30 protein-coding genes and 1 other RNA gene are annotated in these 24,677 nt (G+C 43.2%); 13 read left to right on the top strand and 18 right to left on the bottom strand.

Annotation, left to right across the window (positions count from 1 at the left end; all coding sequences use genetic code 11):
• Nucleotides 1-335: 335 nt before the first annotated feature.
• An RNA gene (gene rnpB, locus JF50_RS25985) (RNase P RNA component class A) lies at nt 336-696 on the bottom strand.
• A gap of 46 nt (nt 697-742) precedes the next feature.
• A complete protein-coding gene (gene rsmI / locus JF50_RS03850) occupies nt 743-1,603 on the bottom strand; it encodes a 16S rRNA (cytidine(1402)-2'-O)-methyltransferase (protein WP_039608187.1) in 861 nt (286 codons plus the stop codon).
• A 62-nt stretch (nt 1,604-1,665) separates the two neighbouring features.
• On the opposite strand from rsmI, the gene JF50_RS03845 reads away from it, so the two are divergent.
• From JF50_RS03845 to dolP, 4 genes are read left to right on the top strand one after another with little or no spacing between them, the layout of a single operon-like run.
• A complete protein-coding gene (locus tag JF50_RS03845) occupies nt 1,666-3,540 on the top strand; it encodes a penicillin-binding protein activator (protein WP_039608810.1) in 1,875 nt (624 codons plus the stop codon).
• A gap of 52 nt (nt 3,541-3,592) precedes the next feature.
• Nucleotides 3,593-3,958, top strand: coding sequence for a YraN family protein (locus JF50_RS03840; RefSeq protein WP_039608186.1), 366 nt, complete (start codon nt 3,593-3,595; stop codon nt 3,956-3,958).
• 1 nt (nt 3,959) lies between these two features.
• Complete coding sequence (locus tag JF50_RS03835) at nt 3,960-4,544, top strand: SIS domain-containing protein (protein ID WP_039608185.1); 585 nt, start codon at nt 3,960-3,962, stop codon at nt 4,542-4,544.
• Nucleotide 4,545: 1 nt separating this feature from the next.
• Complete coding sequence (dolP, locus tag JF50_RS03830; RefSeq protein WP_039608184.1) at nt 4,546-5,112, top strand: division/outer membrane stress-associated lipid-binding lipoprotein; 567 nt, start codon at nt 4,546-4,548, stop codon at nt 5,110-5,112.
• 43 nt (nt 5,113-5,155) lie between these two features.
• Here dolP and JF50_RS03825 read toward each other — a convergent pair whose 3' ends face one another.
• The 9 genes from JF50_RS03825 to zapE form a co-directional block, all read right to left on the bottom strand.
• Entirely contained in the window at nt 5,156-5,608 is a 453-nt protein-coding gene (locus JF50_RS03825) for a ClpXP protease specificity-enhancing factor (protein WP_039608183.1), read from the bottom strand.
• On the bottom strand, nt 5,608-6,231 hold the full coding sequence (gene sspA / locus JF50_RS03820; protein WP_039608182.1) for a stringent starvation protein SspA: 624 nt from the start codon (nt 6,229-6,231) through the stop codon (nt 5,608-5,610). The genes JF50_RS03825 and sspA overlap by 1 nt, the downstream gene beginning before the upstream one ends.
• A gap of 98 nt (nt 6,232-6,329) precedes the next feature.
• Nucleotides 6,330-7,067, bottom strand: coding sequence for a cytochrome c1 (locus tag JF50_RS03815; RefSeq protein ID WP_039608181.1), 738 nt, complete (start codon nt 7,065-7,067; stop codon nt 6,330-6,332).
• Nucleotides 7,064-8,287 (bottom strand): cytochrome b, encoded by a 1,224-nt coding sequence (locus JF50_RS03810; RefSeq protein WP_052262168.1) that lies wholly within the window; start codon nt 8,285-8,287, stop codon nt 7,064-7,066. Before JF50_RS03810 ends, JF50_RS03815 begins: the two co-directional genes overlap by 4 nt.
• A 104-nt stretch (nt 8,288-8,391) precedes the next feature.
• Nucleotides 8,392-8,982 (bottom strand): ubiquinol-cytochrome c reductase iron-sulfur subunit, encoded by a 591-nt coding sequence (gene petA, locus JF50_RS03805; RefSeq protein ID WP_039608180.1) that lies wholly within the window; start codon nt 8,980-8,982, stop codon nt 8,392-8,394.
• 441 nt (nt 8,983-9,423) lie between these two features.
• On the bottom strand, nt 9,424-9,729 hold the full coding sequence (locus JF50_RS03800; RefSeq protein ID WP_039608179.1) for a hypothetical protein: 306 nt from the start codon (nt 9,727-9,729) through the stop codon (nt 9,424-9,426).
• Nucleotides 9,730-9,991: 262 nt separating this feature from the next.
• The gene (gene rpsI, locus JF50_RS03795) at nt 9,992-10,384 is read right to left on the bottom strand and encodes a 30S ribosomal protein S9 (protein WP_152614452.1); all 393 of its coding nucleotides are present in this window, start codon (nt 10,382-10,384) and stop codon (nt 9,992-9,994) included.
• Between the two features lie 8 nt (nt 10,385-10,392).
• On the bottom strand, nt 10,393-10,821 hold the full coding sequence (rplM, locus tag JF50_RS03790) for a 50S ribosomal protein L13 (RefSeq protein WP_023397225.1): 429 nt from the start codon (nt 10,819-10,821) through the stop codon (nt 10,393-10,395).
• Between the two features lie 222 nt (nt 10,822-11,043).
• On the bottom strand, nt 11,044-12,132 hold the full coding sequence (zapE, locus tag JF50_RS03785; protein WP_039608808.1) for a cell division protein ZapE: 1,089 nt from the start codon (nt 12,130-12,132) through the stop codon (nt 11,044-11,046).
• A 137-nt stretch (nt 12,133-12,269) separates the two neighbouring features.
• Here zapE and JF50_RS03780 point away from each other — a divergent pair, with 137 nt between their 5' ends.
• From JF50_RS03780 to JF50_RS03770, 3 genes are all read left to right on the top strand, one after another.
• Entirely contained in the window at nt 12,270-12,725 is a 456-nt protein-coding gene (locus tag JF50_RS03780; RefSeq protein ID WP_039608177.1) for a YhcB family protein, read from the top strand.
• 164 nt (nt 12,726-12,889) lie between these two features.
• A complete protein-coding gene (locus JF50_RS03775; RefSeq protein ID WP_039608176.1) occupies nt 12,890-14,242 on the top strand; it encodes a DegQ family serine endoprotease in 1,353 nt (450 codons plus the stop codon).
• Nucleotides 14,243-14,345: 103 nt separating this feature from the next.
• Nucleotides 14,346-15,419 (top strand): trypsin-like peptidase domain-containing protein, encoded by a 1,074-nt coding sequence (locus JF50_RS03770; RefSeq protein ID WP_039608175.1) that lies wholly within the window; start codon nt 14,346-14,348, stop codon nt 15,417-15,419.
• Nucleotides 15,420-15,461: 42 nt separating this feature from the next.
• Here JF50_RS03770 and murA read toward each other — a convergent pair whose 3' ends face one another.
• Genes murA through JF50_RS03735 form a run of 7 tightly spaced genes read right to left on the bottom strand, consistent with a single transcriptional unit; the run spans nt 15,462 to nt 20,134 of the window.
• The gene (murA, locus tag JF50_RS03765; RefSeq protein ID WP_039608174.1) at nt 15,462-16,727 is read right to left on the bottom strand and encodes a UDP-N-acetylglucosamine 1-carboxyvinyltransferase; all 1,266 of its coding nucleotides are present in this window, start codon (nt 16,725-16,727) and stop codon (nt 15,462-15,464) included.
• A 12-nt stretch (nt 16,728-16,739) separates the two neighbouring features.
• On the bottom strand, nt 16,740-16,997 hold the full coding sequence (locus JF50_RS03760; protein WP_039608173.1) for a BolA family protein: 258 nt from the start codon (nt 16,995-16,997) through the stop codon (nt 16,740-16,742).
• 5 nt (nt 16,998-17,002) lie between these two features.
• On the bottom strand, nt 17,003-17,296 hold the full coding sequence (locus JF50_RS03755) for an STAS domain-containing protein (RefSeq protein ID WP_039608172.1): 294 nt from the start codon (nt 17,294-17,296) through the stop codon (nt 17,003-17,005).
• On the bottom strand, nt 17,289-17,975 hold the full coding sequence (locus JF50_RS03750) for an MlaC/ttg2D family ABC transporter substrate-binding protein (RefSeq protein ID WP_039608171.1): 687 nt from the start codon (nt 17,973-17,975) through the stop codon (nt 17,289-17,291). The genes JF50_RS03755 and JF50_RS03750 overlap by 8 nt, the downstream gene beginning before the upstream one ends.
• A gap of 6 nt (nt 17,976-17,981) precedes the next feature.
• Nucleotides 17,982-18,527, bottom strand: a complete 546-nt coding sequence (gene mlaD / locus JF50_RS03745; RefSeq protein ID WP_039608170.1) for an outer membrane lipid asymmetry maintenance protein MlaD — start codon at nt 18,525-18,527, stop codon at nt 17,982-17,984.
• 12 nt (nt 18,528-18,539) lie between these two features.
• Nucleotides 18,540-19,316, bottom strand: coding sequence for a lipid asymmetry maintenance ABC transporter permease subunit MlaE (gene mlaE, locus JF50_RS03740; protein ID WP_039608169.1), 777 nt, complete (start codon nt 19,314-19,316; stop codon nt 18,540-18,542).
• Nucleotides 19,317-19,318: 2 nt separating this feature from the next.
• Entirely contained in the window at nt 19,319-20,134 is an 816-nt protein-coding gene (locus JF50_RS03735; protein WP_039608168.1) for an ATP-binding cassette domain-containing protein, read from the bottom strand.
• A gap of 232 nt (nt 20,135-20,366) precedes the next feature.
• Here JF50_RS03735 and JF50_RS03730 point away from each other — a divergent pair, with 232 nt between their 5' ends.
• The 6 genes from JF50_RS03730 to lptB are packed head-to-tail and all read left to right on the top strand — an operon-like array spanning nt 20,367 to nt 24,653.
• Nucleotides 20,367-21,329, top strand: a complete 963-nt coding sequence (locus tag JF50_RS03730) for a calcium/sodium antiporter (protein ID WP_039608167.1) — start codon at nt 20,367-20,369, stop codon at nt 21,327-21,329.
• An 8-nt stretch (nt 21,330-21,337) separates the two neighbouring features.
• Entirely contained in the window at nt 21,338-22,309 is a 972-nt protein-coding gene (locus JF50_RS03725; RefSeq protein ID WP_039608166.1) for a KpsF/GutQ family sugar-phosphate isomerase, read from the top strand.
• Between the two features lie 2 nt (nt 22,310-22,311).
• Complete coding sequence (gene kdsC, locus JF50_RS03720; protein ID WP_039608165.1) at nt 22,312-22,863, top strand: 3-deoxy-manno-octulosonate-8-phosphatase KdsC; 552 nt, start codon at nt 22,312-22,314, stop codon at nt 22,861-22,863.
• Nucleotides 22,860-23,411, top strand: coding sequence for an LPS export ABC transporter periplasmic protein LptC (lptC, locus tag JF50_RS03715; RefSeq protein ID WP_039608164.1), 552 nt, complete (start codon nt 22,860-22,862; stop codon nt 23,409-23,411). Before kdsC ends, lptC begins: the two co-directional genes overlap by 4 nt.
• Complete coding sequence (gene lptA, locus JF50_RS03710) at nt 23,401-23,931, top strand: lipopolysaccharide transport periplasmic protein LptA (RefSeq protein WP_039608807.1); 531 nt, start codon at nt 23,401-23,403, stop codon at nt 23,929-23,931. Before lptC ends, lptA begins: the two co-directional genes overlap by 11 nt.
• Complete coding sequence (gene lptB / locus JF50_RS03705; RefSeq protein ID WP_039608163.1) at nt 23,928-24,653, top strand: LPS export ABC transporter ATP-binding protein; 726 nt, start codon at nt 23,928-23,930, stop codon at nt 24,651-24,653. Before lptA ends, lptB begins: the two co-directional genes overlap by 4 nt.
• The last annotated feature ends 24 nt before the right edge of the window (nt 24,654-24,677 follow it).

Below are 24,677 nucleotides of genomic sequence, written 5' to 3'. Positions count from 1 at the left end.
AGACAGTTCAATTTAGGGTTTATGACATGCAATTGTGCCAAGAATATGGAATGGATTAAAATATGCGCAAAACATCATTATTTAAAATATAAGAACAATAAAAGTATGAGAATAACAACAGCCAAAATGTCCAAGAGATAAACTATGACAGCGCTTTGAAGTACCCATTAAAGATCACAAGTAGAGCACATAAGCAAAAATTCAAGCTTGGAATGTACTAAGTACCAGCGGTGGTATTTATGAAGAGGCATTTGAGTGCAACTGTGTGCCAAAGCGCTAAGAAATCGCGCTTTTAAGATTAGAAAGCCGCTTGAAGATTCAAGCGGCTACTAAAATATGTGAGTCGGCCTATAAGCCGGGTTCTGTCCCTCTTGCGAGGTGATAATCATTCGTCTAGGCCTAAAATCGCTCTTAGGCTCAAGCAACCTACCCGGTTCCGATGTGGGCCACACCATAAGGAACCCTATTTGGTCTTGCTCCGGGTGGAGTTTACCTTGCAACCGACTGTTACCAGCGGCCCGGTGCGCTCTTACCGCACCCTTTCACCCTTACCAACCGAGGTTGGCGGTCTTCTCTCTGCTGCACTTGTCGTGGGCTTTCACCCCCCAGCCGTTAGCTGGCACCCTGCCCTGTGGAGCCCGGACTTTCCTCCCCTTGATCATTTTCGTCACAAGCAGCGATTATCCGGCCAACTCGCGGCGCATTATACCTGTTTCTAGCCTAAAGCACAGCGGATTTTTTGCTATTCTTCTCTTTGTGCAATAATCGCTTTGTATAACGCGTTCTTTTTAAGACCAAAGTACTCAGCAGCTACTCCGCAGGCTTTTTTAAGCGGCATTTCAGCTTCCAAAAGCGAAATTAACTTTTGTGCTTCAGGCGTGATTGCCGCTGTTTCTTTGCCTTTACCCGGTAAGATAAGTACTAATTCACCGCGCTGGCGTTCAGGTTCATCCGTTAGAAAAGCAATTAGCTCAGACACTTCACCGCTAAAAAACGTTTCATATGTCTTGGTGAGTTCTTTGGCAAACACCACTTGCTGCTGTTCTCCAAGCGCGCTGACAAGATCATCCAGACTCGCCATAATGCGATGCGTACTTTCATACATAATGCTGGTGATCCCAGACTCAAACGCCTCTTTGAAAAACTGCTGTCTCGCTTGACTTTTTGCTGGCGTAAAGCCAATAAATTGAAACTTATCGGTTGGCAGGCCTGAGCAACTCACGGCAGCAATGGCAGCGCACGCACCAGGGACCGGGGTCACTTTAGCACCGGCCTCACGACATAAATTCACCACGGCATACCCGGGGTCACTGATCAAAGGGGTGCCCGCATCTGAGACCAGCGCAATATCTTTGCCGTCATTCAACCAATCTAATATTTGTTGGGCTTTTTGTTTTTCGTTATGATCATGCAAAGCAAAGGTTTTTGCTTTAATATTAAAATGGCTCAAAAGTTTGCCTGTATGGCGTGTATCTTCTGCTGCAATTAGATCTACGTCAGCTAAGGTTTTCAGCGCCCGTTCACTAATGTCTTCTAAATTACCAATTGGTGTGGCAACGATGTGCAGGGTGCCAATTTTGTCTAAAGTGTCGGCTTTTGTCATTGAGCTCTCCAAGATCAGTCAGTAAGATATTCACATACAAGGTGATGAGTGAAGGTATACGCGTGCAACTGAAAAAATTAAGTCTAGTAGTGGCTGTATTGTCCGGTTTATCGGCCTGTGGCACAACCCCTAAAAACGTACAGCCGACGACAAACCCGCAGACGCAAGTGGCAACCGAGCAACCGACTGAGAATATGGACGCCAGTTCACTGTATACGCTTGCTCTATCAAAACAAGGCGCAAATAGAATTCAGGTACTTTATAGTGCTAGAGAAGCCGCAATCAATGAGCAAAACTGGTCTATGCTGGAGCAGATCTGTTTTGAGTTAGAGTCCAAAGCCAGCGTTGATCATGTGCAAAATAAACTCTACATCGCGTTTGCCCAAAAAGAGCAAGGAAAGTATGAAAGCGCGCACACCATATTGACGAATGTCAGCGACCAGCTTCGCCTTGCGGAACATAAAGGGTGGCATCAATACCTCAAAGGCAGTATTTTTGCCTCTCAAAAACTCCCCAAAAAAGCCCTCGTTCACTATTTTAAAAGCGCCGATATCGCACAGCAGAACAGGCTCAACATTACAGGTTTAAATCAAGATATCTGGGCTGCATTACAACAATTGTCTTCCTATGCTCTAGAACGCTTTGATCGTGGCTCAGTCATTCAGCAAGGCTGGGTGAAGCTCGCCAAATATCATCAAGTTTATTTAGGCTCCACGGTGCAATTACACCAAGCCATGAATAACTGGCAAAGACGCTATAAAAATCACCCTGGCAGTTTTATCATTCCGAATGAAGTCAAATCGACACTTAACTTAGCGCCTTATCAAGCGACTAAACTCGCTATTTTACTACCCCAATCAGGCAGTAGCGAGCGGCTGGGCGCTGCTTTAAAAAATGGTTTTTTGGCAGCAATGGACAAGAGCCAAATTGAAGAGATCTATTTCATCGATGAAATGGATAGTGCCGAGCTCATTGATAGAGAACTGCAAAAAGTCCAAGCCGATTTTATTATCGGCCCGCTATTAAAAAATAATATCGTCAAAGTAAAGTCTAGTCCTTTGGTTGCGCAATCTTCAGCTATCTTTCTCAATGAGGTGGACCCACAAGAAGCGGAGCGCATTCACCAAGAACATTATTATTTTGCGCTCAACCCAGAACATGAAGTCGAGCAAGCTATGGTGCACTTTTTAGCTAAAGGATTTCAAAAACCCATGCTACTAGCACCCAATACACCATCAGGACAACGCTTAATATCGCACTTTAATGCTCAGTGGCAACGCTTTAGCAAAACGGAGCCAGAGAGCGGCTTTTACAACAACAGTGAAGACATGGTCGACGTGATCACTGAGCTACTTGAAGTTGATCGCTCAAAAGCCAGAATTAAAGAGGTTAAAAGCTTATTCCGTAGTGAAGTCGAGAGCGAAACACGCTCAAGAAGAGATATAGATGCGATATACATTTTAGGCGACGCAATCGAAACCCGCTTACTAAAGCCATACTTAGATGTAAACGTCAGCACATTTGCCGAGCGGATCCCGCTGTATGCGAGTTCACGCAGTTACAGTAAGCAAATTGATAAAACGGACAAAGGAGATTTAGAAGGACTTTACTTTACCGAGTTACCTTGGATGCTGCCTGACGCCATTAACGAACGTAATTTAAGAGATACCTACGCTCGCCTTTGGCCTGAACAAGCAGACATAGAACAGCGCTTATTTGCAATGGCTCATGATGCACTAAACTTAATTCCAGAGCTAAAACAACTCAGTAGAATACCAGGTAAGGAGTTCGATGGGTTAACCGGTGCGTTAAGTATCAAAGAAGCCAATCAAATACACCGCAAATTGAGTTGGGGGCAATACCATAAAAATCGGATACGTTTGGTTAGTTTAGATGAGCGCCCTCCGACACCCTTATTCATGCAAGAGGCTGAATAACCGATTTTAGATTTGGTAAGTCATGATGACTTGCCAACCTCAAGGAAAAAGGATGCTAAAAAGGATTTTTACCAACACCAGAAAGAAAGGCCAGTATTTTGAAGAAGCCGCTGAGCATTATCTGAAAAAGCAAGGCCTAACACCAATAGCACGCAATTACTTGTGTCGATATGGAGAAATTGATTTAATCATGAAAGATACCCACACTTGGGTATTTGTTGAGGTGAAATATCGTAAAAGCCAGCAATTTGGCGGCGCCATAAATACACTTTCACATCAAAAACAACAACGTCTAAGGCGGAGTATATATCAATACATGCAAGATTTTACCTTGCATAATGTAGCGCTGCGCGTAGACTTTGTTGCAATACAGGGGGATACCCCACATACGATACAGTGGATAAAGAACGTTTTTTAATATGCAAGAATCTATCAAAGCCATCTTTACCGAGAGTATTCAAGCGCAAATCGCAGCAGGAGAAGCACTGCCGGAACAGTTAGAAACAGCAGCATATGTGATTTCTCAAACATTGATCAACGGTAATAAGTTGATCTGCTGTGGTGTACCAAGTAGCCATATGCTTGCTGAACATTTTGCCAGTTTACTTATTAATTTCTATGAAACTGAGCGGCCATGCTTGCCCGCATTGACTCTAAGCCAATCCAATATCAATTTAAGTGGACAGGCAGCCAGTGGCCAGACAGAACTATTCGCTCGACAAATTCGCGCAGTAGCACAAGAAGGTGACTTGCTTTTTGCCATAGCACTCAATGGTAATGAAAAAGAGGTGATCAGCGCGGTTGAAGCGGCATTAACAAAAGACCTTAAAATCATCGCACTCACTGGTAATGATGGCGGTGAGCTGACAGGCTTACTCGGCCCCAACGACGTCGAGATCAGAGTCCCAAGTAAGCGTGCAAGCCGAATACTGGAATCCCACATGTTTACAGTACACTGCCTAAGCCAACTTATTGACAATATTTTATTTCCTCAGGATGCTTAATATGCTGTTAAAACCCATCTTGTTACTCATTACGCTCTCTTTATTACAAGGCTGTGCAGCTGCTGTAGTCGCCGGGACCGCGGGTGCCGTGTCCGCCGCCAATGATCGACGCACCATTGGTTCGCAAATAGATGATAATAGTATCGAGATTAAAGCCACAATTGCGCTAAAGAAAATTCAACGACTGGCAAAACATGCCAATATTAATGTAGTCAGTGTCAATGGCACAGTCCTACTAACAGGCCAAGTTGCCAATGCAGAAATGAAAACAGAAGCGAACAATGCGGTCAGCTCAGTGATTGGTGTTAAAAAGCTATTTAATCAAATTCGGATCGGCAGCAATATTGGTTTAGCGACAAAAGGTCACGATACGTGGTTGACCTCCAAGGTAAAAACTCAATTACTGGCTAATGATGATGTGAATGGCAGCAATATTAAGGTTGTCACTGAAAATTCAGAAGTCTTTTTAATGGGCATGGTTGCCCCTAAAGAGGCGGATAAAGCCGTTGAGATTGCAAGAAATATACACGGTGTAGAAAAGGTCATTAAAGCGTTTGAGTACCTTTAATGCCTGCGTGTAAATAAAAAAACCTGCCAATGCAGGTTTTTTTTTATTTGATAACACGTAAATGTGCGCCCTTTTTAGGCTTGCCTTCAACCGGCGGCTTCTGCGCCTCAGTTTCTGGGGTTTCTTCAGCTTCTGATATTGCCTCATCCGCAGAGTCATACGCTTCTTCTTCGTATTCCTCCTCTGTGCGTGGTTCTGAGAAAACAGTACCTTCACCATTTTCACGGGCATATATCGCCAACACAGCATCAACAGGCACATACACCTGCATTGGCTGGCCAGAAAAACGCGCACTGAAGCTCAGCGCGTCGTTATCCATACTGAAGTTATTCGCCGCACTTGGGCTCACATTAAGCACAATCTGCCCATCTTGCACAAACTGGACAGGTACCTGTACGTGAGGAAAGTTGGCATTGACAACTATGTGTGGCGTGCACTGGTTGTCCACGATCCACTCATAGAACGCCCTTAATAAATAAGGTCGATTAGATGTCATTAGCTGCGGATCTCGCGCTCAACATCTGTCAATGATGCTTGGAAAGACTCTCGCTCAAATAAACGAAGCATGTAATCTTTAAGCTCACCTGCGCCACTACCTGACAGCTCAATACCTAGCTGTGGTAAACGCCATAATAGAGGTGCCATGAAGCAATCTACTAAGCTAAACTCTTCACTCATAAAATAAGGCGCTTCGCCAAAGATAGGAGCAACTGCAAGTAAAGCTTCAGTTAATTCTTTACGCGCATTTTCAGCATCATTGCCTGATAAAATTTTCTCAGCAAGGCTGTACCAGTCGCTTTCAATACGATGCATCATCAAACGACTACGGCCACGCATAACTGGATAAACTGGCATTAATGGTGGATGCGGGAAACGCTCATCCAAATATTCCATAATGATATTCGCTTGATACAAGCCTAGTTCACGATCGATCAAGGTCGGAACTGTACCATATGGGTTAATTTCATGTAGCGCTTCTGGCAAGTTATCCTTTTCAGCCAGATGAATATCAACACTTACACCTTTTTCTGCTAAAACGATACGAACCTGATGGCTATACATACAGTTTGCACCAGAAAAAAGAGTCATAACTGGGCGCTTATTGGCAGCTACGGCCATGCCTACCTCCATAAATTAATCACAAAGTAATCAAATCACTTTAAACAGCAATAGGGGCATATGCCCCTATTACCTATAATTACCATTGAGTGTTCAAATTAATGAACGTCTCTCCAGTACTCTTTCTTCAATAAGAAAGCTAAGATGAAGAAGATTACCAAGAATCCAAGCACTTTGATACCTATTGCCTCAGATTCTAATCGAGAAGGTTCACCCACATATGCTAAAAAGTTGGTGAGATCTCTCGCTGCTTGGTCATATTCATCGTCACTCATCTCACCGGAGCCGTCAGTTTCGACACCCACTACCTTGGTTACAGTCTCCCCATTTTCAACTACTTCTTCAGTAATTGGCATTGGTAAGCCCTGTAGTTCTTGAAGAACGTGAGGCATCCCCACTAAAGGGAATACAATATTGTTCACACCAAAAGGACGAGATTCATCTTTGTAAAATGACTTTAAGTATGTGTATATATAGTCTGGTGACTTAACACGAGAGATCAGCGTTAAATCGGGCGGTGCCGCACCAAACCATGTCGCTGCATCATCCTTCGACATTGAATTGAGGATATGCGAGCCTACTTTAGAGCCATCAAAGATGAGCGTCTCTTTTCCAATTTCAATTGGGATACCAATGTCACGGAACGTACGTTCATAACGCTGGTATTGCATCTGGTGACAACCTAAACAGTAATTCATGAACAATTTAGCGCCACGCTGCAACGATGCATTATCCCTCAAGTCAATATTAGCGTCCATAAGCGGAACTGATGGACCTGCTGCCATTGTTAAGGTCGGCAATAATGCGAATAAACCGATTAAAAGCTTTTTCATCATTTCGTCAACCTCGTTGGTAGTGGCTTGGTCACTTCATTCTTTGAATAAACATACAACAACACAAAGAACATGAAATACGTTACGGTGCATATTTGTGACAAAATCGTTGAAAATACCGTTTGTGGTGTCGCACCTGCCCAACCTAAAATCAAGAAGGTCACCACAAATTGTGCAATATTCAGCTTATGCCATTTACTGCGATAACGAATTGAGCGTACTTTACCTCTATCAAGCCATGGTAATAATGCCAACACAACTATCGAGGCCCCCATCGCCACTACGCCTGCTAGTTTATCAGGAATAGCACGTAAAATCGCATAGAAAGGCGTAAAATACCAAACAGGGAAAATATGCTCAGGCGTTTTAAGTGGATTAGCCGCTTCAAAATTAGGCGCTTCCAAGAAGAAACCGTTCATTTCAGGCATAAAAAACACGACCCAACAGAATAAAATCAGGAACCCTGCAACACCTAGCACATCCTTCACGGTGTAATACGGGTGGAATGGGATCGCATCCACTATATCTTTTTTGCTGGTATAGTATTCATGGAATTTAAAATTAGGTTTATCTTCTTCAGCAACAGTGCCTTTTTTGCGTTTAACCTCAATACCATCTGGATTGTTTGAACCCACTTCGTGCAGCGCAACAATATGTAGAAATACAAGAATGACCAGTACCAAAGGCAATGCGATAACATGCAGCGCAAAGAATCGGTTAAGTGTCGCACCCGAGATAACGTAGTCTCCTCGGATCCAAAGCGTTAGATCCTCACCAATGACTGGAATAGCACCAAACAATGAAATAATGACCTGCGCACCCCAAAACGACATCTGACCCCAAGGTAACAGATAGCCCATAAATGCTTCAGCCATTAGTGCCAAAAATATCAACATACCAAATAACCACAGTAATTCTCTGGGCTTTTGATAAGAGCCGTAGATCATGCCTCTAAACATATGCAGATAAACAACAACAAAAAATGCTGACGCACCGGTGGAGTGAAGATATCGCAATAACCAACCATATTCGACATCACGCATGATGTACTCAACAGAAGCAAATGCCCCCTCAGCAGAAGGGACGAAATTCATCGTCAACCAAATCCCCGTCACAATTTGGTTAACCAGTACCAAAATAGCTAACGAGCCAAAGAGATACCAGAAGTTAAAGTTTTTAGGAGCAGGATATTGCGCGATATGCATATTCCAAACGCGCGTCATTGGAATACGATCATTTATCCAACCCACGACTGAGCTTACAGTACCAGTGGGTTGCTTACTTGGCTCATCTACAGCCTGATTTTGTTCTTCGTAATTAGTCGCCATTATGCCACCTCTTCTTCTTCACCCACTAGAATCGTGGTGTCATCTAGGAAGGTGTATGGTGGTACTTCTAAATTCAATGGTGCTGGTACATTTTGGAACACTCGCCCAGCCATATCAAATTTGGAACCGTGGCACGGGCAGAAGAAGCCATCTGCTGTACCTTCCACTTTTTCGCCGAATCCACCATTCATAAAGGTTGGAGAACACCCCAAGTGGGTACAGATCCCAACCGCGACAAAAATCTCTTCTCGCTTAGAGCGATAGTTATTTTTCGCCGAATCTAACTGTTGTGCTTCATCAGAGTTAGGGTCACGAAGTTGATCTTCGTGTTGCTTCATTTGTTCTAACATTTTTGGTGTACGATAGATAACCCACACAGGTTTTCCTCGCCACTCAACACGAATTAATTGTCCAGGCTCAAGTTTGCTTATGTCCACTTCTACAGGAGCCCCTGCAGATTTAGCACGCTCACTCGGATTCCAAGACGCAATAAAAGGAACAGCAGCTCCAGCCGCACCAACACCACCTACGACAGAGGTAGCGATAGTTAAAAAACGGCGTCGGCTGTTGTCAACAGGCGCATTGCTCATCCACTTATCTCCACTATGATCCTCAACACTTGCTATATTGAGAACATCAGTTACAGCAGGTTAATTTTAAGATATTTCAAAATAGACGCGATCATTAGCAAAAACCATATAAAAAATATGGTTATTGCTATTCTAATTATGACCATATAAAGTGCTAAGCGCTTCAATAAACAGCCAATACTAGAAACGACAGGTTATGATATGACGTCTTTCGCAATGATTTCCTGACCAAGATCAACCTCTGTCCAGATGAGTGAAAATTTAATCAGATGATATCGCGAATAATTTACTTGCCCTGCAAGTGTAGCAGAGAAATGGTGAAAAATTGGTCAACCTAAAAATAACATTTAGGCTTTTTAGAAAGTTTAAAATAGTACGGCAGGAGTTTTTGGAAGACATACAAAGCGGAATAAACCGCTTTGCTTATATGCTTGAATATCACTACTGAATTAAAAAGTAGCCATTTAATTTGCGGTAATTTTCCCATCCGGCTGAACAGCTTGTAACATCTCGGTCTCGCCAATACAAAGCGACTTCTTTACCTGCTGTATATGCTGTTAGCGCCATTGAAAGCGAAGTTTGATCATCGGGTAATAAAATCCAACGAGTATTGGTATTGTCTAAATAAATTGCCGCTTGATTTTTGTCAGTCCACTTTACTAGTTTAATTATTTTCCCTCTACAGGTCACCTCTGCTTGAGCAGTGAATGTAAATATTAAAATGAAAATACAAATAAGGTATTTCATAATCAGTCCTTTTGAATGTCTAAATTTAAAAATTACCTGTCACAAGCCAATCCTATTGCAAAATAATGCAACAATGGAACAGGCGCAATCGTAAGTTCAAATCAGGTTAAAGAGCACAAAGGCCAGTGACTATTGATTCTAAACAGTTGAATACAGTCAACTAAGTGACAGATCCACCATAACTGTACCATTTTAATATACAAAAAAGAAACAAAAAACCCAGCACAAGGCTGGGTTTTTGCAAATTCTGAAACGTAATAAATTAACGTTTTGAGAACTGTGTCTTCTTACGTGCTTTCTTAAGACCAACTTTCTTACGTTCAACGCGACGAGCGTCACGAGTAACGAAGCCAGCTTTACGTAGAGTAGGACGTAGTGACTCGTCAAACTCCATAAGTGCACGAGTGATACCGTGGCGGATTGCGCCAGCTTGACCAGTCATACCACCACCTTCAACAGTGATGTAAAGGTCAAACTTCTCTGTTAGTTCAACTAGCTCTAGTGGCTGACGAACAACCATGCGAGAAGTTTCACGACCGAAGTACTCTTCGATAGAACGTTGATTAATTACGATGCTGCCAGTGCCTGGGCGTAAGAATACGCGAGCACTTGAACTTTTACGACGACCTGTACCGTAGTATTGATTTGCCATGATAGTGCTCCTTAAATGTCTAGAACCTGAGGCTGTTGTGCCGCATGGTTGTGCTCGTTACCTGCGTAAACTTTAAGTTTACGGAACATTTCACGACCTAGAGGACCGCGAGGTAACATGCCTTTAACTGCTTTTTCGATGATCATTTCAGGCTTTTTAGCTTGAAGCTTCTCGAAGTTAACAGACTTAAGACCACCTGGGTAACCAGAGTGAGCGTAATACATTTTTTGCTGTGCTTTGTTACCAGTTACAGTAACTTTCTCAGCGTTGATAACGATGATGTAATCACCAGTGTCAACATGTGGAGTGTACTCAGCCTTGTGCTTACCGCGTAGGCGAGCAGCGATTTCAGTAGCAATACGACCTAAAGTTTTACCTTCAGCGTCAACTACGTACCAGTCACGTTTTACAGTTTCTGGTTTAGCAACAAACGTTTTCATTTATAAAATCCAAAGTTTTCAGTTAAAACCACAGGTAGTCAGAGGACTACCGCTCTACTAATGGTGCTTCAACCCCTTCGAGTTTAAGACTTTTTTGCCCCTCAAGTCGGTGGCTAAGCCGACGAGGGCTATAGAACGCAACGTGGCAGGCCGCGGATTATAGCAAGGGTAGTTGGGAAAAACCAGCGTATGGCTGATTTTTCCGCCAGAAATGTGATTTTACTAAGCTAGGTGCTCTCTGGATAGATACTCTAATGACTGCATCTCTTGTAAGCGGCTGATACAACGTCTAAATTCAAAGTTTAATGTCCCCTCTGTATAGATTTGATCGATAGGCGCTTCAGAAGAGATTATTAAGGTGACATTGCGCTCGTAAAACTCATCGACCAAAGCGATAAATCGTCTTGCCGCATCGTCGTTAGATTGCCCCATTTGCTTCACATTCGATAAGATAACCGTGTTATATAAGCGGCTAATTTCCATGTAATCCACTTGTGAGCGTGCGGTTTCACATAATTGGGTGAAATCAAACATCGCAATGCAATCAGATACCTTGCGCGTTTTGATCATGCGCCCTTCAATTTCTATTTCCACATCTAGCTTGCCTGGCTCTGGCGAAAGCTTGTCGAAATATTCAAACAAATTGTCATCCGCTTGTGCATCAAGTGGACTATGGAAGATTTCTGCTGATTCTAATGTACGCAGACGATAATCAATACCCGAATCAACATTTACAATGTCAGTATTCGCTTTCACCAACGCAATCGCAGGCAAGAAGCGTGCGCGCTGCAAGCCATTTCGATATAACTCATCCGGCACAATATTGGATGTCGCCACTAACACAATCCCGCGTTCAAACAACGCTTCCATTAATCCGCCCAGCAACATGGCATCCGTAATGTCTTGCACAAAAAATTCATCGAAACAGATAATATCCGTTTCAGCTTTAAAAATGTCTGCCACCACATTTAATGGGTTTTTCACTTCATTCAGCTTTTTTAATTCATCATGTACACGGTGCATAAAGCGGTGAAAATGCACACGCATTTTTCTATCACTGGGTAGCGCCTCATAAAAAGTATCCACTAAGTAGGTTTTGCCGCGCCCTACCCCACCCCAGAAATACAGACCTTTCACCGGCTCTACTTGCTTCTTTGCAAACAGCTTAGCAAAGAAGCCTTTGGGCTCAGGAGGTTGTGCGATTAAATCATCATATAAACGCTGCAAATGCTTGACCGCGTTTTCTTGTGCACTGTCGTATTGAAAGTCATCTCTTTTAAGGTCTTCTTGATACTTTTCCCAAGGCGTCATCATATTTTTTATCAAACTGAGCAGTTTTCTTTGCCCAATATATTAACACGCATCCATTCTCAGCGTATATTTAACCTATCGATAGATGGCATTTTAGTAAAAGTAATAGGTGACACTCACCTTACACAGGAGTATGTATGACAACAATTGCATGGTTGGGCTTATTGATCATCGTAGCGATCAGTGCATTTTTCTTAGGTTCACTCTTTACCAAAAAACAGTTCAAACATGAAGAATTGGAACAACAGGCACAACAAGCTGAACAAAATTTGGAACAATATAGACAAGACGTTGCGGATCACCTAGCCAACACCAAAAAGTTAGTAGGTAAAATGCAAGACAACTATAGCCAGTTGCTTCAGCATGTAGAGGATACAAACCAGCTTTTGCTTGAAGAAAAGCGTAGTCAGCCCAATCAGCCTTTCTTTTCAAAAGAAACCACAGAGCAACTTCAAGCCTCGTTACGCTCTAGACCTGAAAAAAGACGTAACTCAGAGTCTGTCCATAATGCGCCCCCTGCTGACTATGCAGAAGGTGAAAGTGGTTTATTCAGCGATGATCGCGCAAAAAGCGAGCAATTAAAAACTTCTTGATGAACTTTTTTTTAACCCCATAGTCTTTAGAAATAACCACCAAATAACAGAGCGGGCACCACCCGCTCTATAAACTGACTCATATTGCCTCGGTCAACAAAGCACTACTCATTGCGCACCGAGGTAATGTGTTTAACGCTGTTATTTAGGAGAATTTCCAGACTATGAAATTAAAATTAACTTTATTATCCGCAGCGCTATTTTCTTCTAGCTTACTCTTAGCACCCAATAGTGCAGAGGCGAGGCTCCCTGTTGCGGTTGACGGTCAACAACTACCGACATTGGCACCGATGTTGGAACGCGTAACCCCTGGTGTTGTCAGTATTCAAGTTTCTGGTGCTAAAGAGGTGAGGCGACGTGTTGACCCATTTGACTTTTTCTTCGGAAACCCACCTCCTCGTACACAAAAGCGCCCGTTCAGTGGGTTAGGATCTGGTGTCATTATTGACGCAGATGAAGGCTATGTTGTCACCAATAATCACGTGATAGATGAAGCCGACAATATTATCGTCACCCTCAAAGACGGTCGAGAGTTCAAAGCACAGCTCATCGGTGCTGATAAAGAGTCTGATATTGCATTATTGCAAATAGATAACGAAGACCTCACAGAGGTGAAGCTTGCCGATTCAGATAAATTACGTGTTGGTGATTTCTCCGTCGCCATTGGCAATCCCTTTGGTTTAAGCCATACCGTCACTTCTGGTATCGTCAGTGCACTAGGACGAAGCGGTTTAAATATTGAAGGTTACGAGGATTTTATTCAAACAGATGCAGCCATCAACCAAGGTAACTCAGGCGGTGCTTTGGTTAATTTAAAAGGCGAGTTGATCGGGATTAATACCGCCATACTGGGTGCATCAGGCGGCAATGTCGGGATTGGATTTGCGATCCCGTCTAACATGATGAAGAACCTCGTAGACCAGATAATTGAATATGGTCAAGTCAGACGAGGATCATTGGGGATTGTTGGTCGAACACTCAATGCAGGTCTCGCTGAAGCGCAAGGCTTTGATGTTAAACAAGGCGTTTATATTCAAGAAGTCGCCAAAGACTCTGCCGCAGCCGAAGCTGGTGTCAAAGCCAATGATGTCATTGTCAGTATTGATGGTGATAAAGTAGAAAGTATTGAAGAGCTTCGCGGCAAAATTGCCACACTGGGCGAAGGACGTGAAATCGAAGTCGGTATTTATCGCGACGGTAAAAGACGTACATTGGATGTCAAACTGCAAGGCCAAAATGAGCGACAAGCACAAGCAGATAGGATCCACCCCAGCTTAAAGGGTGCAGTACTGGAAAGCGATGAGCGAAACGGTAATCAAGGCATTGTTGTGGTTAGCATTGAAGAGCGCTCTCCAGCAGCACGTGTCGGATTACAAGAAGGCGATGTGATAATGCAAGTAAACCGTCAACGTGTCACCACGGTGCGGGAGATGAAGCGTTTAATTGATGATATTCAGGGTAATATCGTACTGGGAATTAAGCGTGGACGAGACTCGGTTTTCTATTTAATTCAATAAAGAAAGTAAAAAATCACCTAGAATTACACAGCGGCTCTTGCCGCTGTGTTGTTTTGTGTCATGATAGTTTTATCACAAAATAAAATATGTATAACAATAAACCGTGTTTCAATTTATTAGATTTATTCTCGCCCCTGCGCTAATCGGGCTCTGTGTCGCACTGTTGATCCTTTGGCTAAAACCAGAGCTCAGAGAAAAAGCGGCAAACCTAAACGTGCCATATACTGTTCAACACATGAGCTTTTCCACTGGTGTGAGTAGAGCAGCCCCAGCTGTGGTCACCATTTTTTCCGAAAGCTTTAGCTCTGTACCTCGTTTTCAGCGTCAAAATCGCATTCAAGAACTTGGCTCTGGTGTGATCATGAGTTCTGACGGGTATATTTTAACCAATTATCATGTCATTAACAGCGCAGACCAAATTATTGTCTTACTGCCTGATGGTCGCCAGTATTACGGTGTGTTAATTGGGTTTGATACCATTACCGATCTTGCCGTCATTAAAGTGAATGAAAACCACCTGCCCGTTATTCCAATGGATGATACGCTCATGCCTCGAGTCGGTGATGTGGTACTCGCAATCGGTAATCCGCTCAACTTAGGGCAAACCATTACACAAGGCATTATCAGTGCAACAGGAAAGCAAACACTCACTGATAGCCAATACAACAGTTTGTTACAAACGGATGCCGCAGTCAATGTGGGGAACTCGGGCGGTGCCCTAGTCAATTCCAATGGCGCCTTGGTGGGTATAACATCTGCTCAATTTACAACTAGATACAATATTGATATCGAAGGCATCTCCTTTGCCGTTCCTTATAGACTTGCCAAAGACGTCATGACAAAGATCATCAAAGATGGTCGTGTGATAAGGGGCTACCTCGGTTTTAAAGGGAGTGCCGTAGACAATAAAGGGCAAATCATTACCGATGTGTATACCCCAATTATGGGTTTGCGTATCAGTGAACTCGATCCCCTAGGGCCTGCTTGGCAAGCTGGTATGAAAGATGGTGACATCGTCACGAAAGTTGCAGGCAATGCGATTACGAACCCTCAGCAAACACTTAGGACTATCGGCAATACAGAGCCGGGAACAGTGCTGGAATTTGAAGTGCACCGACATGGTGAGCAATTAGTATTCATGGTTGAAGTGGCAGAACTTGAAACGCCGATTTATTAATGCAATCTCAAGCAAATAAAAAGCGAGCAAAGCTCGCTTTTTTTAGTTATGTTTTCGGCGAATATTGGCGCCGAGACGACTGAGCTTATCTTCTATTTTTTGATACCCTCGATCGACATGATAAATTCGGTCAACAACCGTTTCACCTTCAGCGATTATCCCCGTTAAAATCAAACTCGCTGACGCACGTAAGTCGGTTGCCATAACTTGGGCGCCGGATAAACGCGTTGTTTCATCACAGATTGCCGTATTCCCCTCTAAGCGAATATTGGCCCCCATGCGCTGTAACTCTGGTACATGCATAAAACGATTTTCAAATATCGTTTCTGTGATTGTTGCACTGCCATTCGCAACCACGTTTAACGCCGTAAACTGTGCTTGCATATCGGTTGGAAACCCAGGATGAGGCATGGTCTTAATATTTACCGCTTTTAAATCACGATTTCTCATACTGACAAAAATGCTGTCATCGTTAACTTCCACCGCAACATTGGCTTGGCGAAGCTTCTCAAGCACTGGCTCTAAGCTCGTGTGATCGGTGTTGCGACACAAAACTTCGCCTTGACTCATCGCCGCAGCAACTAAAAATGTGCCTGTTTCAATACGATCTGGTAAAATTTTATGCTCACACCCGTCAAGCTTTTCAACGCCTTGTATTTCTATTCGGCTTGACCCTGCGCCTTGTATCTTGGCGCCCATAGCCACTAAGCACTCTGCTAGGTTTATGATCTCAGGTTCACGCGCCGCATTTTCTAATACAGTAGTGCCCTCAGCCAAAGTGGCCGCCATGAGCAAGTTTTCTGTTGCCCCTACAGAAACCGTCTCCATAAAGATTTCCGCACCTTGTAAGCGCTTTCCTTGAGGTGTCTGAGCATTGATGTAACCGTTTTCAACGTTTATTTCTGCTCCCATTTTTTCAAGGCCTGAGATATGAATATCTACAGGTCTTGCGCCGATTGCACAGCCACCCGGTAACGACACCTGCGCCTTACCAAAACGTGCAAGTAAAGGTCCTAACGCTAAAACAGAGGCACGCATTTGTTTCACCAGCTCATAAGGAGCCAGTACTTTGTCAACACAGCGTCCGTCTACTTCAAGTAAATCCCCGCGCCATGTGACTTCAGCTCCGAGTGTGCGCAGCAACGCTTCAGTCGTAACGATATCGCGTAACTGTGGCACATTGCTAAAGGTACTTTTACCATCCGCAAGTAATGCAGCAAATAAGATAGGTAGAGCCGCGTTTTTGGCTCCAGAGATAGTGACTTCACCGTTTAAAGTGGTGCCACCTTGGATAACAAACTGATCCATTGTGGCTCCTAATTATTGTGGCAAGATAAACTTTTGCTCACGCTGCCACTCGGTAGGTGTAAACGCTTTGATGCTTACCGCATGAATGGTGCCATCTTTGATCACTTCCATCAATGGCGCGTAAACCATTTGTTCTCTTTTAACGCGTCTTAGTCCATCAAAACACTCACCAACGGCGATCACTTCATAGTGACTGCCATTCGCTTTTACTTTTACTTCTTCTAAGGTCAAAGATTGCTGTAAAACAGTTTCGACTTGATTTGTTTCCATCGGACTCACTCAAATAAGGTTGTGACCTGCCCCAATTCCATCAAATTTTGTAATTGTTCAGGTCTATTCTTCAACTCAAGGCGCACGCCTTGCCGTTTTAATTTGCCTAAAGAGTGAATTAACCAAGCTAAACCCGCGGTGTCAACCCTTGAGACCTCACAAAGGTCAAAATACAGCACTGACTGCGCATTTTCTAACAATTGATTAAGAAGTGATTCATTTTTTAAGGTGTCCCGAGTCAGTTCTCCTTTCACTGACACCGTATCATCAGTCACCCGACTAAAGTGCAGATTAGGCATTACCATCGTCCCCTCTGAATTGCACTGGTAACTGACTTTTCTTTTCTAAAAGCGTAATAACATGCTCAATACCCTGTTGGCGCAAGATACCATGCAATTCACTTTGCTTGGCATCTAACAAACTGATCCCTTCAGCCATCATATCAAAAGCACGCCACTCGCCTTGCTTGTTTTTACGAACTTTAAAGTCAATTTTAATGTCAGGCTTACCGGCTTCGACAATTTTCGTTCTCACTGTAGCCACATTGATATCGCCAAATGGGCGCGGTGCTTCAAATTCAACTTTCTGGTCTGTATATTGAGTGAACACCCCTGCATAGGTCGCCACCAAGTACGATTTAAACACCTCAATAAACACACGAATGTTCTTAACAGCCTGCTCTTTTTCTTGTTTATCTTTAATATTGCGCACTTTTTGGATATAGCTGCCCAATACACGATAAGCAGCGTATTTATAATCAATGTATGGGAGTAACTCCTGCTCAACAATAATGCGCAGATGCTCTTTGTCTTTAACTATAATGTTTTGGTCTTTTGCGACACGTTGAAAGGTATTATCGGCAACTTGTTGAACCATTTTATACGGGTCCTTCAAATCAACTTGCGCTGCATTGGCGTTAAAAGCAAACAGTGCCAGTATGAAAACACTAATAGTTACAATGAAATGACTCTTTAGCATAGCTGATTACTCACTACTTTGATTAAACAAGAATTGACCGATTAGCTCTTCTAACACGAGCGCTGATTTAGTGTCTGTGATCGTATCACCATCTTTGAGTGCAAGGCTTTCAACACCAAATAAATCATCCAAATCAACTTCATCTTGCGTGGATACTTCATTACCTAAACACGTCTGTTTTGCTGATTCAGAGGCAATGACGGGAGAAATCCCCAAATACTGTTCACCCAAAATGCCTGAGGTCAAAATAGACACGGACGTCGTATCTGAAAACTGACATTCATATGTTTTATCTATACTCATGCTGACCACAGGCACAAATTCTTGAGGATGAATATGAATACCCTCAACACGGCCAATCACAACACCACCGACTTTAATCGGCGCGCGCGTTTTTAGCGACCCGATATTGTCAAACTTGGCTTCTAGTTTATAGGTTTCACCGTTACCACTGATACCCGCATTTGCCACTTTCATCGCCAACATCACAAAAGCAGCAACACCCAATGCCACAAATAAGCCGACTAAAATCTCTATTTTCCGTGTATTCATTTTTCCTAACCCTTAACTCGAAAACATCACTGCTGTTAATACAAAGTCAAACCCTAAAACAGCCAGTGAAGAATGCACAACGGTTTCCGTTGTTGCCTTGCTGATCCCTTCTGATGTAGGGACACAGTCATACCCTTTATATAGCGCTATCCACGTCACAATTAACGCAAACACAAAACTTTTAATGAGGCCATTCATGATATCTTGCTGCAAAGAGACCTGCGACTGCATGATGGACCAAAAGCTACCGGAATCAACACCCAACCAATCAACACCAACCAAGTGAGCGCCTAAAATAGCGATAGCCGAAAAGATTAGCGCTAACAATGGCATACTAATAAAGCCAGCCCAAAAACGCGGTGCGACCACACGTTTTAATGGATCAACGGCCATCATTTCCAAGCTGGATAACTGCTCAGTCGCCTTCATCAAACCAATTTCAGCCGTTAACGCACTCCCCGCGCGCCCGGCAAATAACAAAGCCGTCACCACCGGCCCCAGCTCTCGCAATAAACTTAGAGCGACTAAGGGTCCTAGGCTATCTTCAGCGCCATAACCAACTAAAACGGTATAGCCCTGCAACGCCAAGACCATACCAATAAACAAACCGGATACCATGATGATCAGTAATGATTGGTGACCTACCATGTAAAGCTGTTTGATTAATAACGGCGTACCTTGACGCAGGTTAGGCATATTCAATAATGCCCCCAACAACATTTGGGTCGCCCGTCCAATTGACGCGAAGCGGTTAAGCGTTTTACGCCCTAATTTCTGTAAAAAATCCACGCTTATACGTCTCCATCCAGTAATTCCTCTTCATAAGGCGCTGCTTTAAAATGAAACGGTACAGGTCCATCCGATAGCCCCTGTAAAAATTGCTGCACCAAGGGTGAGCTGTGAGCTAACATTTGTTCAGGAGAGCCACTACCAATCACCCCTTGTTCAGCAATGATGACAACATGATCTGCAATACTCATGACTTCTGTTACATCATGAGTCACGATTAAAGAAGATAGGCCTAATACTTCATTGAGAGATTTAATCATTCTTACTAAGACGCCCATTGAGATCGGGTCCTGCCCAGCAAATGGCTCGTCATACATAATAAGCTCAGGATCCAACGCTATCGCCCGCGCCAGCGCAGCACGCCTTGCCATCCCACCAGATAACTCCGCAGGCATTAAATCTCTTGCACCTCGCAAGCCAACTGCTTGAAGCTTCATTAACACGACCAAACGAATTAAGTCCTCACTTAATTGGGTATGCTCACGCAGCGGAAAGGCGACATTATCAAATACAGACATATCGGTAAAAAGGGCACCACTTTGAAATAGCATGCTCATTTGCTTTCGAGCTTGGTATAACTCGGAGCGGGACATTGCGGGCACACTCGAGCCCATAAACGTAATATCACCACTCTCTGGGCGAAGTTGACCACCTATCAAACGCAACATGGTTGTTTTACCAATACCACTGGGGCCCATGATTGCTGTAATTTTACCTCTAGGCACTGAAAAGCTCATATTTTTATATATGACCCTATCACCGCGAGAAAAGGTTACATCCTTGACTTCAACGATTGACTGCGACAAGTCGCTCTCCATATATCGATTTCACCAATTGGTGAATAATACGTTTTTTTCAACCAAGATGGAAAATGCTAATTGGTAAAATTTTGTAATAGCGCAATTACACGAGTCATTTTCAACCCCCTTTTGTTTGCGCAGGCAATTTTTATTACAACACATTACGTAACTAGATCAGATTATTTATACATTTGACAGCGCATTTGATAATATTTACCGCACTGTAATTTTGTTGCTCGGCATAGGTTTCATGGTTTTATCTTTTGTCATTCTTATCTTAGGTTTTGTTGCACTGGTTTGGAGCGCAGATAGATTTGTCTATGGTGCAGCCGCTTTAGCGAAAAACCTCGGGGTTCCCACATTGATTGTTGGCCTGACAATTGTTGCAATGGGGTCATCAGCACCTGAAATGATGGTTGCAGCACAAGCTGCTTTGTCAGATAAAACAGATACAGCAGTCGGTAATGCTGTGGGGTCAAATATTGCCAATATCTTACTGGTATTAGGGATCACAGCCCTACTTCGTCCTCTGGCGGTTGGCTCTGGCATTTTACGCCGCGAAATGCCTTTACTAATCATTGTGTCACTGGGAGCTTGGTACATCATCAGCGACAATTATTTTAGCGCAACTGAAGGGTTCATTTTACTGGCGGGTTTTGCCGCCTTTATTCTCGGTCTTATCTACATCACCAAAAACAGCAGTAAAGATCAAGAAGATGACCCTCTTGTGTCAGAAGCGTGCGATGAGGTACCTAATGACGTACCGACAGGCAAAGCCGTTTTTTGGTTAGTGGTGGGCATGATAGTGCTACCTGTTAGCGCAGATCTGCTGGTAGATTCGGCAGTAGATATTGCCAAGTTTTTTGGTATGAGCGATCTCTTAATTGGCCTAACAATTATCGCTATTGGTACCAGCTTGCCTGAATTAGCAGCGTGTGTTGCAGGTGTATTAAAGAACGAAGACGACTTAGCACTGGGTAATATCATCGGATCAAATATATTTAATATCCTCGCTGTTTTGTCCATTGCAGGAATACTCAATCCAGCACAACTAGATATGAATATCTCACAACGCGATATATACGTTATGTTAGGTGCAACCGCTGCACTCATCCTAATGAGTGTAAATCTCAGAGGCAAAAGACAAATCAATCGCATAGAAGGTGGTGTACTGCTGACCGCATTTGTTGGTTACATGTACGCAATTATTTAGGTATCAGTATGAAAAACCACAGCCTTATTGAATCTGCAAAACGCGTTTTAGAAATAGAACAACAAGCGATCAGCGAGCTCAATCAATATATCGACGATACGTTTACGCAAGCCTGTGAGCTTATGCTTGATTGCGTGGGTCGAGTCATTGTGATTGGGATGGGGAAATCGGGTCATATTGGCAATAAAGTGGCGGCCACTTTAGCGAGCACAGGAACACCTTCTTTCTTTGTTCACCCCGGTGAAGCCAGTCATGGAGATTTAGGCATGATCACAGCTGATGATGTGGTGCTATTGATCTCAAATTCAGGTGAAACTGGTGAAGTAGTCGGCATTATTCCTGTAATAAAAAGAATCGGCGCGCGCGTCATTAGCATGACAGGTAACCCAAGTTCAACGATGGCACAACAAGCCGATATTCATCTTTGTATCAAAGTATCACAAGAAGCCTGCCCATTGGGCTTAGCACCGACGGCAAGTACCACTGCTACATTGGTAATGGGTGATGCATTGGCTGTTGCTTTGCTCGAAGCCAGAGGCTTCACCGCTGATGATTTTGCACTTTCCCATCCGGGAGGCAGTTTAGGCAAGAGATTACTGCTGACATTAGAAGATATAATGCATAAAGGCTCAGATGTGCCAATGACGCCAGCAGGCAGTTCAATCAAGGAGGCACTGTTTGAGATGTCTGCCAAAGGACTTGGTATGACGGCCATCATTGACGAAAAAGCGCAGCTTTGCGGTTTGTTTACTGACGGTGATTTACGCCGAGTGATTGAACAAAAAGTCGATCTACATAACGATACTATTGATTCCGTAATGACTATTTGTTGTACTACGGCATCCTCAGATATGTTAGCGGCTGAAGCGCTCAATATTATGGAAAAGAAGCGGATAAACGGCCTCATTGTTATTGATGAAAACAAACACCCAATTGGGGCACTCAATACTCAAGACTTATTGCGCGCAGGAGTACTATAAACATGCAATTTAGTGAGCTTTATCAAGCAATCTCTGTACAAACAAGTGACAAAGCAAAATCTATCCAGCTACTAATTTGCGATATTGATGGCGTATTTTCAGATGGCCGCATTTACCTGGGTAATCAAGGTGAAGAGTTAAAAGCATTCAATACCAAAGATGGTTTCGGGATCAAAGCTTTAATTGAAACCGGTGTTGAAGTCGCCGTCATTACTGGACGACATTCAGAAATTGTTAAGCAACGCATGACTAGCTTAAACGTAAAGCACATATACCAAGGCCAAGAAGATAAAGTCCAGGCTTATGAAGCATTGAAAAATAACTTAAATTTGTCTGATGAGCAGATTGCGTATATCGGTGATGATGGCCCAGATATTCCGGTCATGCAAAAAGTCGGGTTTGCAGTGGCAGTGGCAGATGCGCACCCACTGGTAAAAAACCTCGCTCATTACACAACTTTAATGCCTGGTGGGTTTGGGGCTGTAAGAGAGTTAACCGACTTACTTATGTTGAGCCAAGGCAATGAGTTACTCTCTACAGGAAGCAGCACATGACTAATTTACGGGTAATATTACTCGTATTGTTCAGTGCAACAATGTTGTGGCTGTGGTATCCATTTTTGACTCAAACAGAGCAGGCCACTCAGCCAGAAGAGACAATTGCCAAACCGGACTATGTTGCGATTGATTTGAAGCAAACTTCCTTTGCCGAGAATGGGCAATTGAGTTATCAAATCACGGCACAGAGAATGGAGCTCTATCAGGAGCTTGGATTCAGCCACTTTGAAGTACCCATTTTTGTTTTACATAATGGGCAACATAATTGGCAGCTCACTGCCAATGAAGCGACTTTGTATGAAAATGATACCTTGATTTTAGAAGGCAATGTTAAAGCAACCAATTTAAATGATGCGGCTATGATCACGCACATAGATGCAGACAACCTCCGGCTTGAAATAACTAACCGGATGATGCGCTCAGACCAACCCGTGATCATAACCGGGCCTAACGTAACCATTACAGGTAAAGGGCTAATCGCCGATCTCAATATTGAGGTTATTGAACTAATCAACCACACTGAAACGATTTATGATAAGCAATAAATTAAGTGCAACCCTACTATTAACCTGTGCTATCGGACTCCTTCCGCCAAGTGCGTTCGCCAATAGTAACCCTGAGCAAGTCATCATCAGTTCAGGAAAACAACAAGCACAACTACAAACCAATATTGGCGTTTTTGAAGAAAACGTAGAAATTATTCATGGCCAAAGAAAAATCTTTGCTGACCGACTAGAAGTACACCGCAGAGAAGACCTCGGCGAAAATAAACAATTACTCGTAGCAACCGGTTCTCCAGCTATTTTCCAAGAGCGACAGACGGATGGTAGCTTATTGAAAGCCAGTGCAAATGAAGTGCGCTACGATGTCGCAAATCGATTATTGACCATCAAAGGGAATGCAGAAATTAGCCAGGCTGGTCAGAAGATTTCTGCTCAAGAGATCCTCTATGATATGGAAAAACAATTGATCAGCGCGCAAAAGGCAAATAAAGAAGGTAAACGGGTTAGAACTGTTTTACTCCCAGTTGAAAAAGAGCAAGACGGAACCAAGGAGCCACAGTGAGTACACTAAAAGCGACGGCACTGGCCAAAAGTTACAAAGGCAGACAAGTAGTAAAAAATGTTGAACTAAGTGTTGAAGCAGGTAGCATTGTTGGTTTATTGGGTCCAAATGGCGCGGGTAAAACAACCACGTTTTATATGATTGTTGGTCTAGTACCCAGTGATAAGGGCGCTATTCATATTGATGAGCAAGATATTACATTGCTGCCGATGCACAGTAGAGCCCGTTTAGGGATTGGTTATTTGCCGCAAGAATCTTCAATCTTCAGAAAATTAACCGTATATCAAAACTTAATGGCGATCCTTGAAACGAGAAAAGACCTCAATAAGACTGAGCGCGAAAGAGTGTTAAATGAATTACTTGATGAATTTAACATTCAACATATTCGCTCAAGCTTGGGGATGGCACTCTCCGGTGGAGAGCGTCGTCGCGTAGAAATTGCTCGCGCTTTAGCCGCTGATCCAAAATTTATTCTATTAGATGAGCCTTTTGCTGGCGTTGATCCCATTTCAGTGTTAGATATAAAGAAAATTATTGAGCATTTAAAAAACCGTGGGATCGGCGTTTTGATCACAGATCACAACGTACGTGAAACATTAGACGTATGTGAAAAGGCATACATTGTTTCTCATGGTGAATTAATTGCTTCAGGTAGCCCTGAACATGTTTTAGCGGATCAAACCGTTCGAGATGTCTACTTAGGCGAACAATTCAGGCTATAGTTAAGAACAAGCGTAACAACGAAA

It is taken from the genome of Pseudoalteromonas luteoviolacea, assembly GCF_000814765.1.
GTDB classification, from domain to species: Bacteria; Pseudomonadota; Gammaproteobacteria; order Enterobacterales; family Alteromonadaceae; genus Pseudoalteromonas; species Pseudoalteromonas luteoviolacea_H.
The sequence above is the reverse complement of the archived record's forward strand: the minus strand, read 5'-3'. Positions and strand labels throughout refer to the sequence as shown.

What these genes read in the sequence shown, in the direction of transcription:
- rsmI (WP_039608187.1), bottom strand. Translation starts at nt 1,603, where the DNA reads ATGACAAAAGCCGACACTTTAGACAAAATTGGCACCCTGCACATCGTT.
- JF50_RS03840 (WP_039608186.1), top strand. Translation starts at nt 3,593, where the DNA reads ATGCTAAAAAGGATTTTTACCAACACCAGAAAGAAAGGCCAGTATTTT.
- JF50_RS03835 (WP_039608185.1), top strand. Translation starts at nt 3,960, where the DNA reads ATGCAAGAATCTATCAAAGCCATCTTTACCGAGAGTATTCAAGCGCAA.
- dolP (WP_039608184.1), top strand. Translation starts at nt 4,546, where the DNA reads ATGCTGTTAAAACCCATCTTGTTACTCATTACGCTCTCTTTATTACAA.
- JF50_RS03825 (WP_039608183.1), bottom strand. Translation starts at nt 5,608, where the DNA reads ATGACATCTAATCGACCTTATTTATTAAGGGCGTTCTATGAGTGGATC.
- sspA (WP_039608182.1), bottom strand. Translation starts at nt 6,231, where the DNA reads ATGGCCGTAGCTGCCAATAAGCGCCCAGTTATGACTCTTTTTTCTGGT.
- JF50_RS03815 (WP_039608181.1), bottom strand. Translation starts at nt 7,067, where the DNA reads ATGATGAAAAAGCTTTTAATCGGTTTATTCGCATTATTGCCGACCTTA.
- JF50_RS03810 (WP_052262168.1), bottom strand. Translation starts at nt 8,287, where the DNA reads ATGACGCGCGTTTGGAATATGCATATCGCGCAATATCCTGCTCCTAAA.
- petA (WP_039608180.1), bottom strand. Translation starts at nt 8,982, where the DNA reads ATGAGCAATGCGCCTGTTGACAACAGCCGACGCCGTTTTTTAACTATC.
- JF50_RS03800 (WP_039608179.1), bottom strand. Translation starts at nt 9,729, where the DNA reads ATGAAATACCTTATTTGTATTTTCATTTTAATATTTACATTCACTGCT.
- rplM (WP_023397225.1), bottom strand. Translation starts at nt 10,821, where the DNA reads ATGAAAACGTTTGTTGCTAAACCAGAAACTGTAAAACGTGACTGGTAC.
- zapE (WP_039608808.1), bottom strand. Translation starts at nt 12,132, where the DNA reads ATGACGCCTTGGGAAAAGTATCAAGAAGACCTTAAAAGAGATGACTTT.
- JF50_RS03780 (WP_039608177.1), top strand. Translation starts at nt 12,270, where the DNA reads ATGACAACAATTGCATGGTTGGGCTTATTGATCATCGTAGCGATCAGT.
- JF50_RS03775 (WP_039608176.1), top strand. Translation starts at nt 12,890, where the DNA reads ATGAAATTAAAATTAACTTTATTATCCGCAGCGCTATTTTCTTCTAGC.
- murA (WP_039608174.1), bottom strand. Translation starts at nt 16,727, where the DNA reads ATGGATCAGTTTGTTATCCAAGGTGGCACCACTTTAAACGGTGAAGTC.
- JF50_RS03760 (WP_039608173.1), bottom strand. Translation starts at nt 16,997, where the DNA reads ATGGAAACAAATCAAGTCGAAACTGTTTTACAGCAATCTTTGACCTTA.
- JF50_RS03755 (WP_039608172.1), bottom strand. Translation starts at nt 17,296, where the DNA reads ATGCCTAATCTGCACTTTAGTCGGGTGACTGATGATACGGTGTCAGTG.
- JF50_RS03750 (WP_039608171.1), bottom strand. Translation starts at nt 17,975, where the DNA reads ATGCTAAAGAGTCATTTCATTGTAACTATTAGTGTTTTCATACTGGCA.
- mlaD (WP_039608170.1), bottom strand. Translation starts at nt 18,527, where the DNA reads ATGAATACACGGAAAATAGAGATTTTAGTCGGCTTATTTGTGGCATTG.
- JF50_RS03735 (WP_039608168.1), bottom strand. Translation starts at nt 20,134, where the DNA reads ATGGAGAGCGACTTGTCGCAGTCAATCGTTGAAGTCAAGGATGTAACC.
- JF50_RS03730 (WP_039608167.1), top strand. Translation starts at nt 20,367, where the DNA reads ATGGTTTTATCTTTTGTCATTCTTATCTTAGGTTTTGTTGCACTGGTT.
- JF50_RS03725 (WP_039608166.1), top strand. Translation starts at nt 21,338, where the DNA reads ATGAAAAACCACAGCCTTATTGAATCTGCAAAACGCGTTTTAGAAATA.
- kdsC (WP_039608165.1), top strand. Translation starts at nt 22,312, where the DNA reads ATGCAATTTAGTGAGCTTTATCAAGCAATCTCTGTACAAACAAGTGAC.
- lptC (WP_039608164.1), top strand. Translation starts at nt 22,860, where the DNA reads ATGACTAATTTACGGGTAATATTACTCGTATTGTTCAGTGCAACAATG.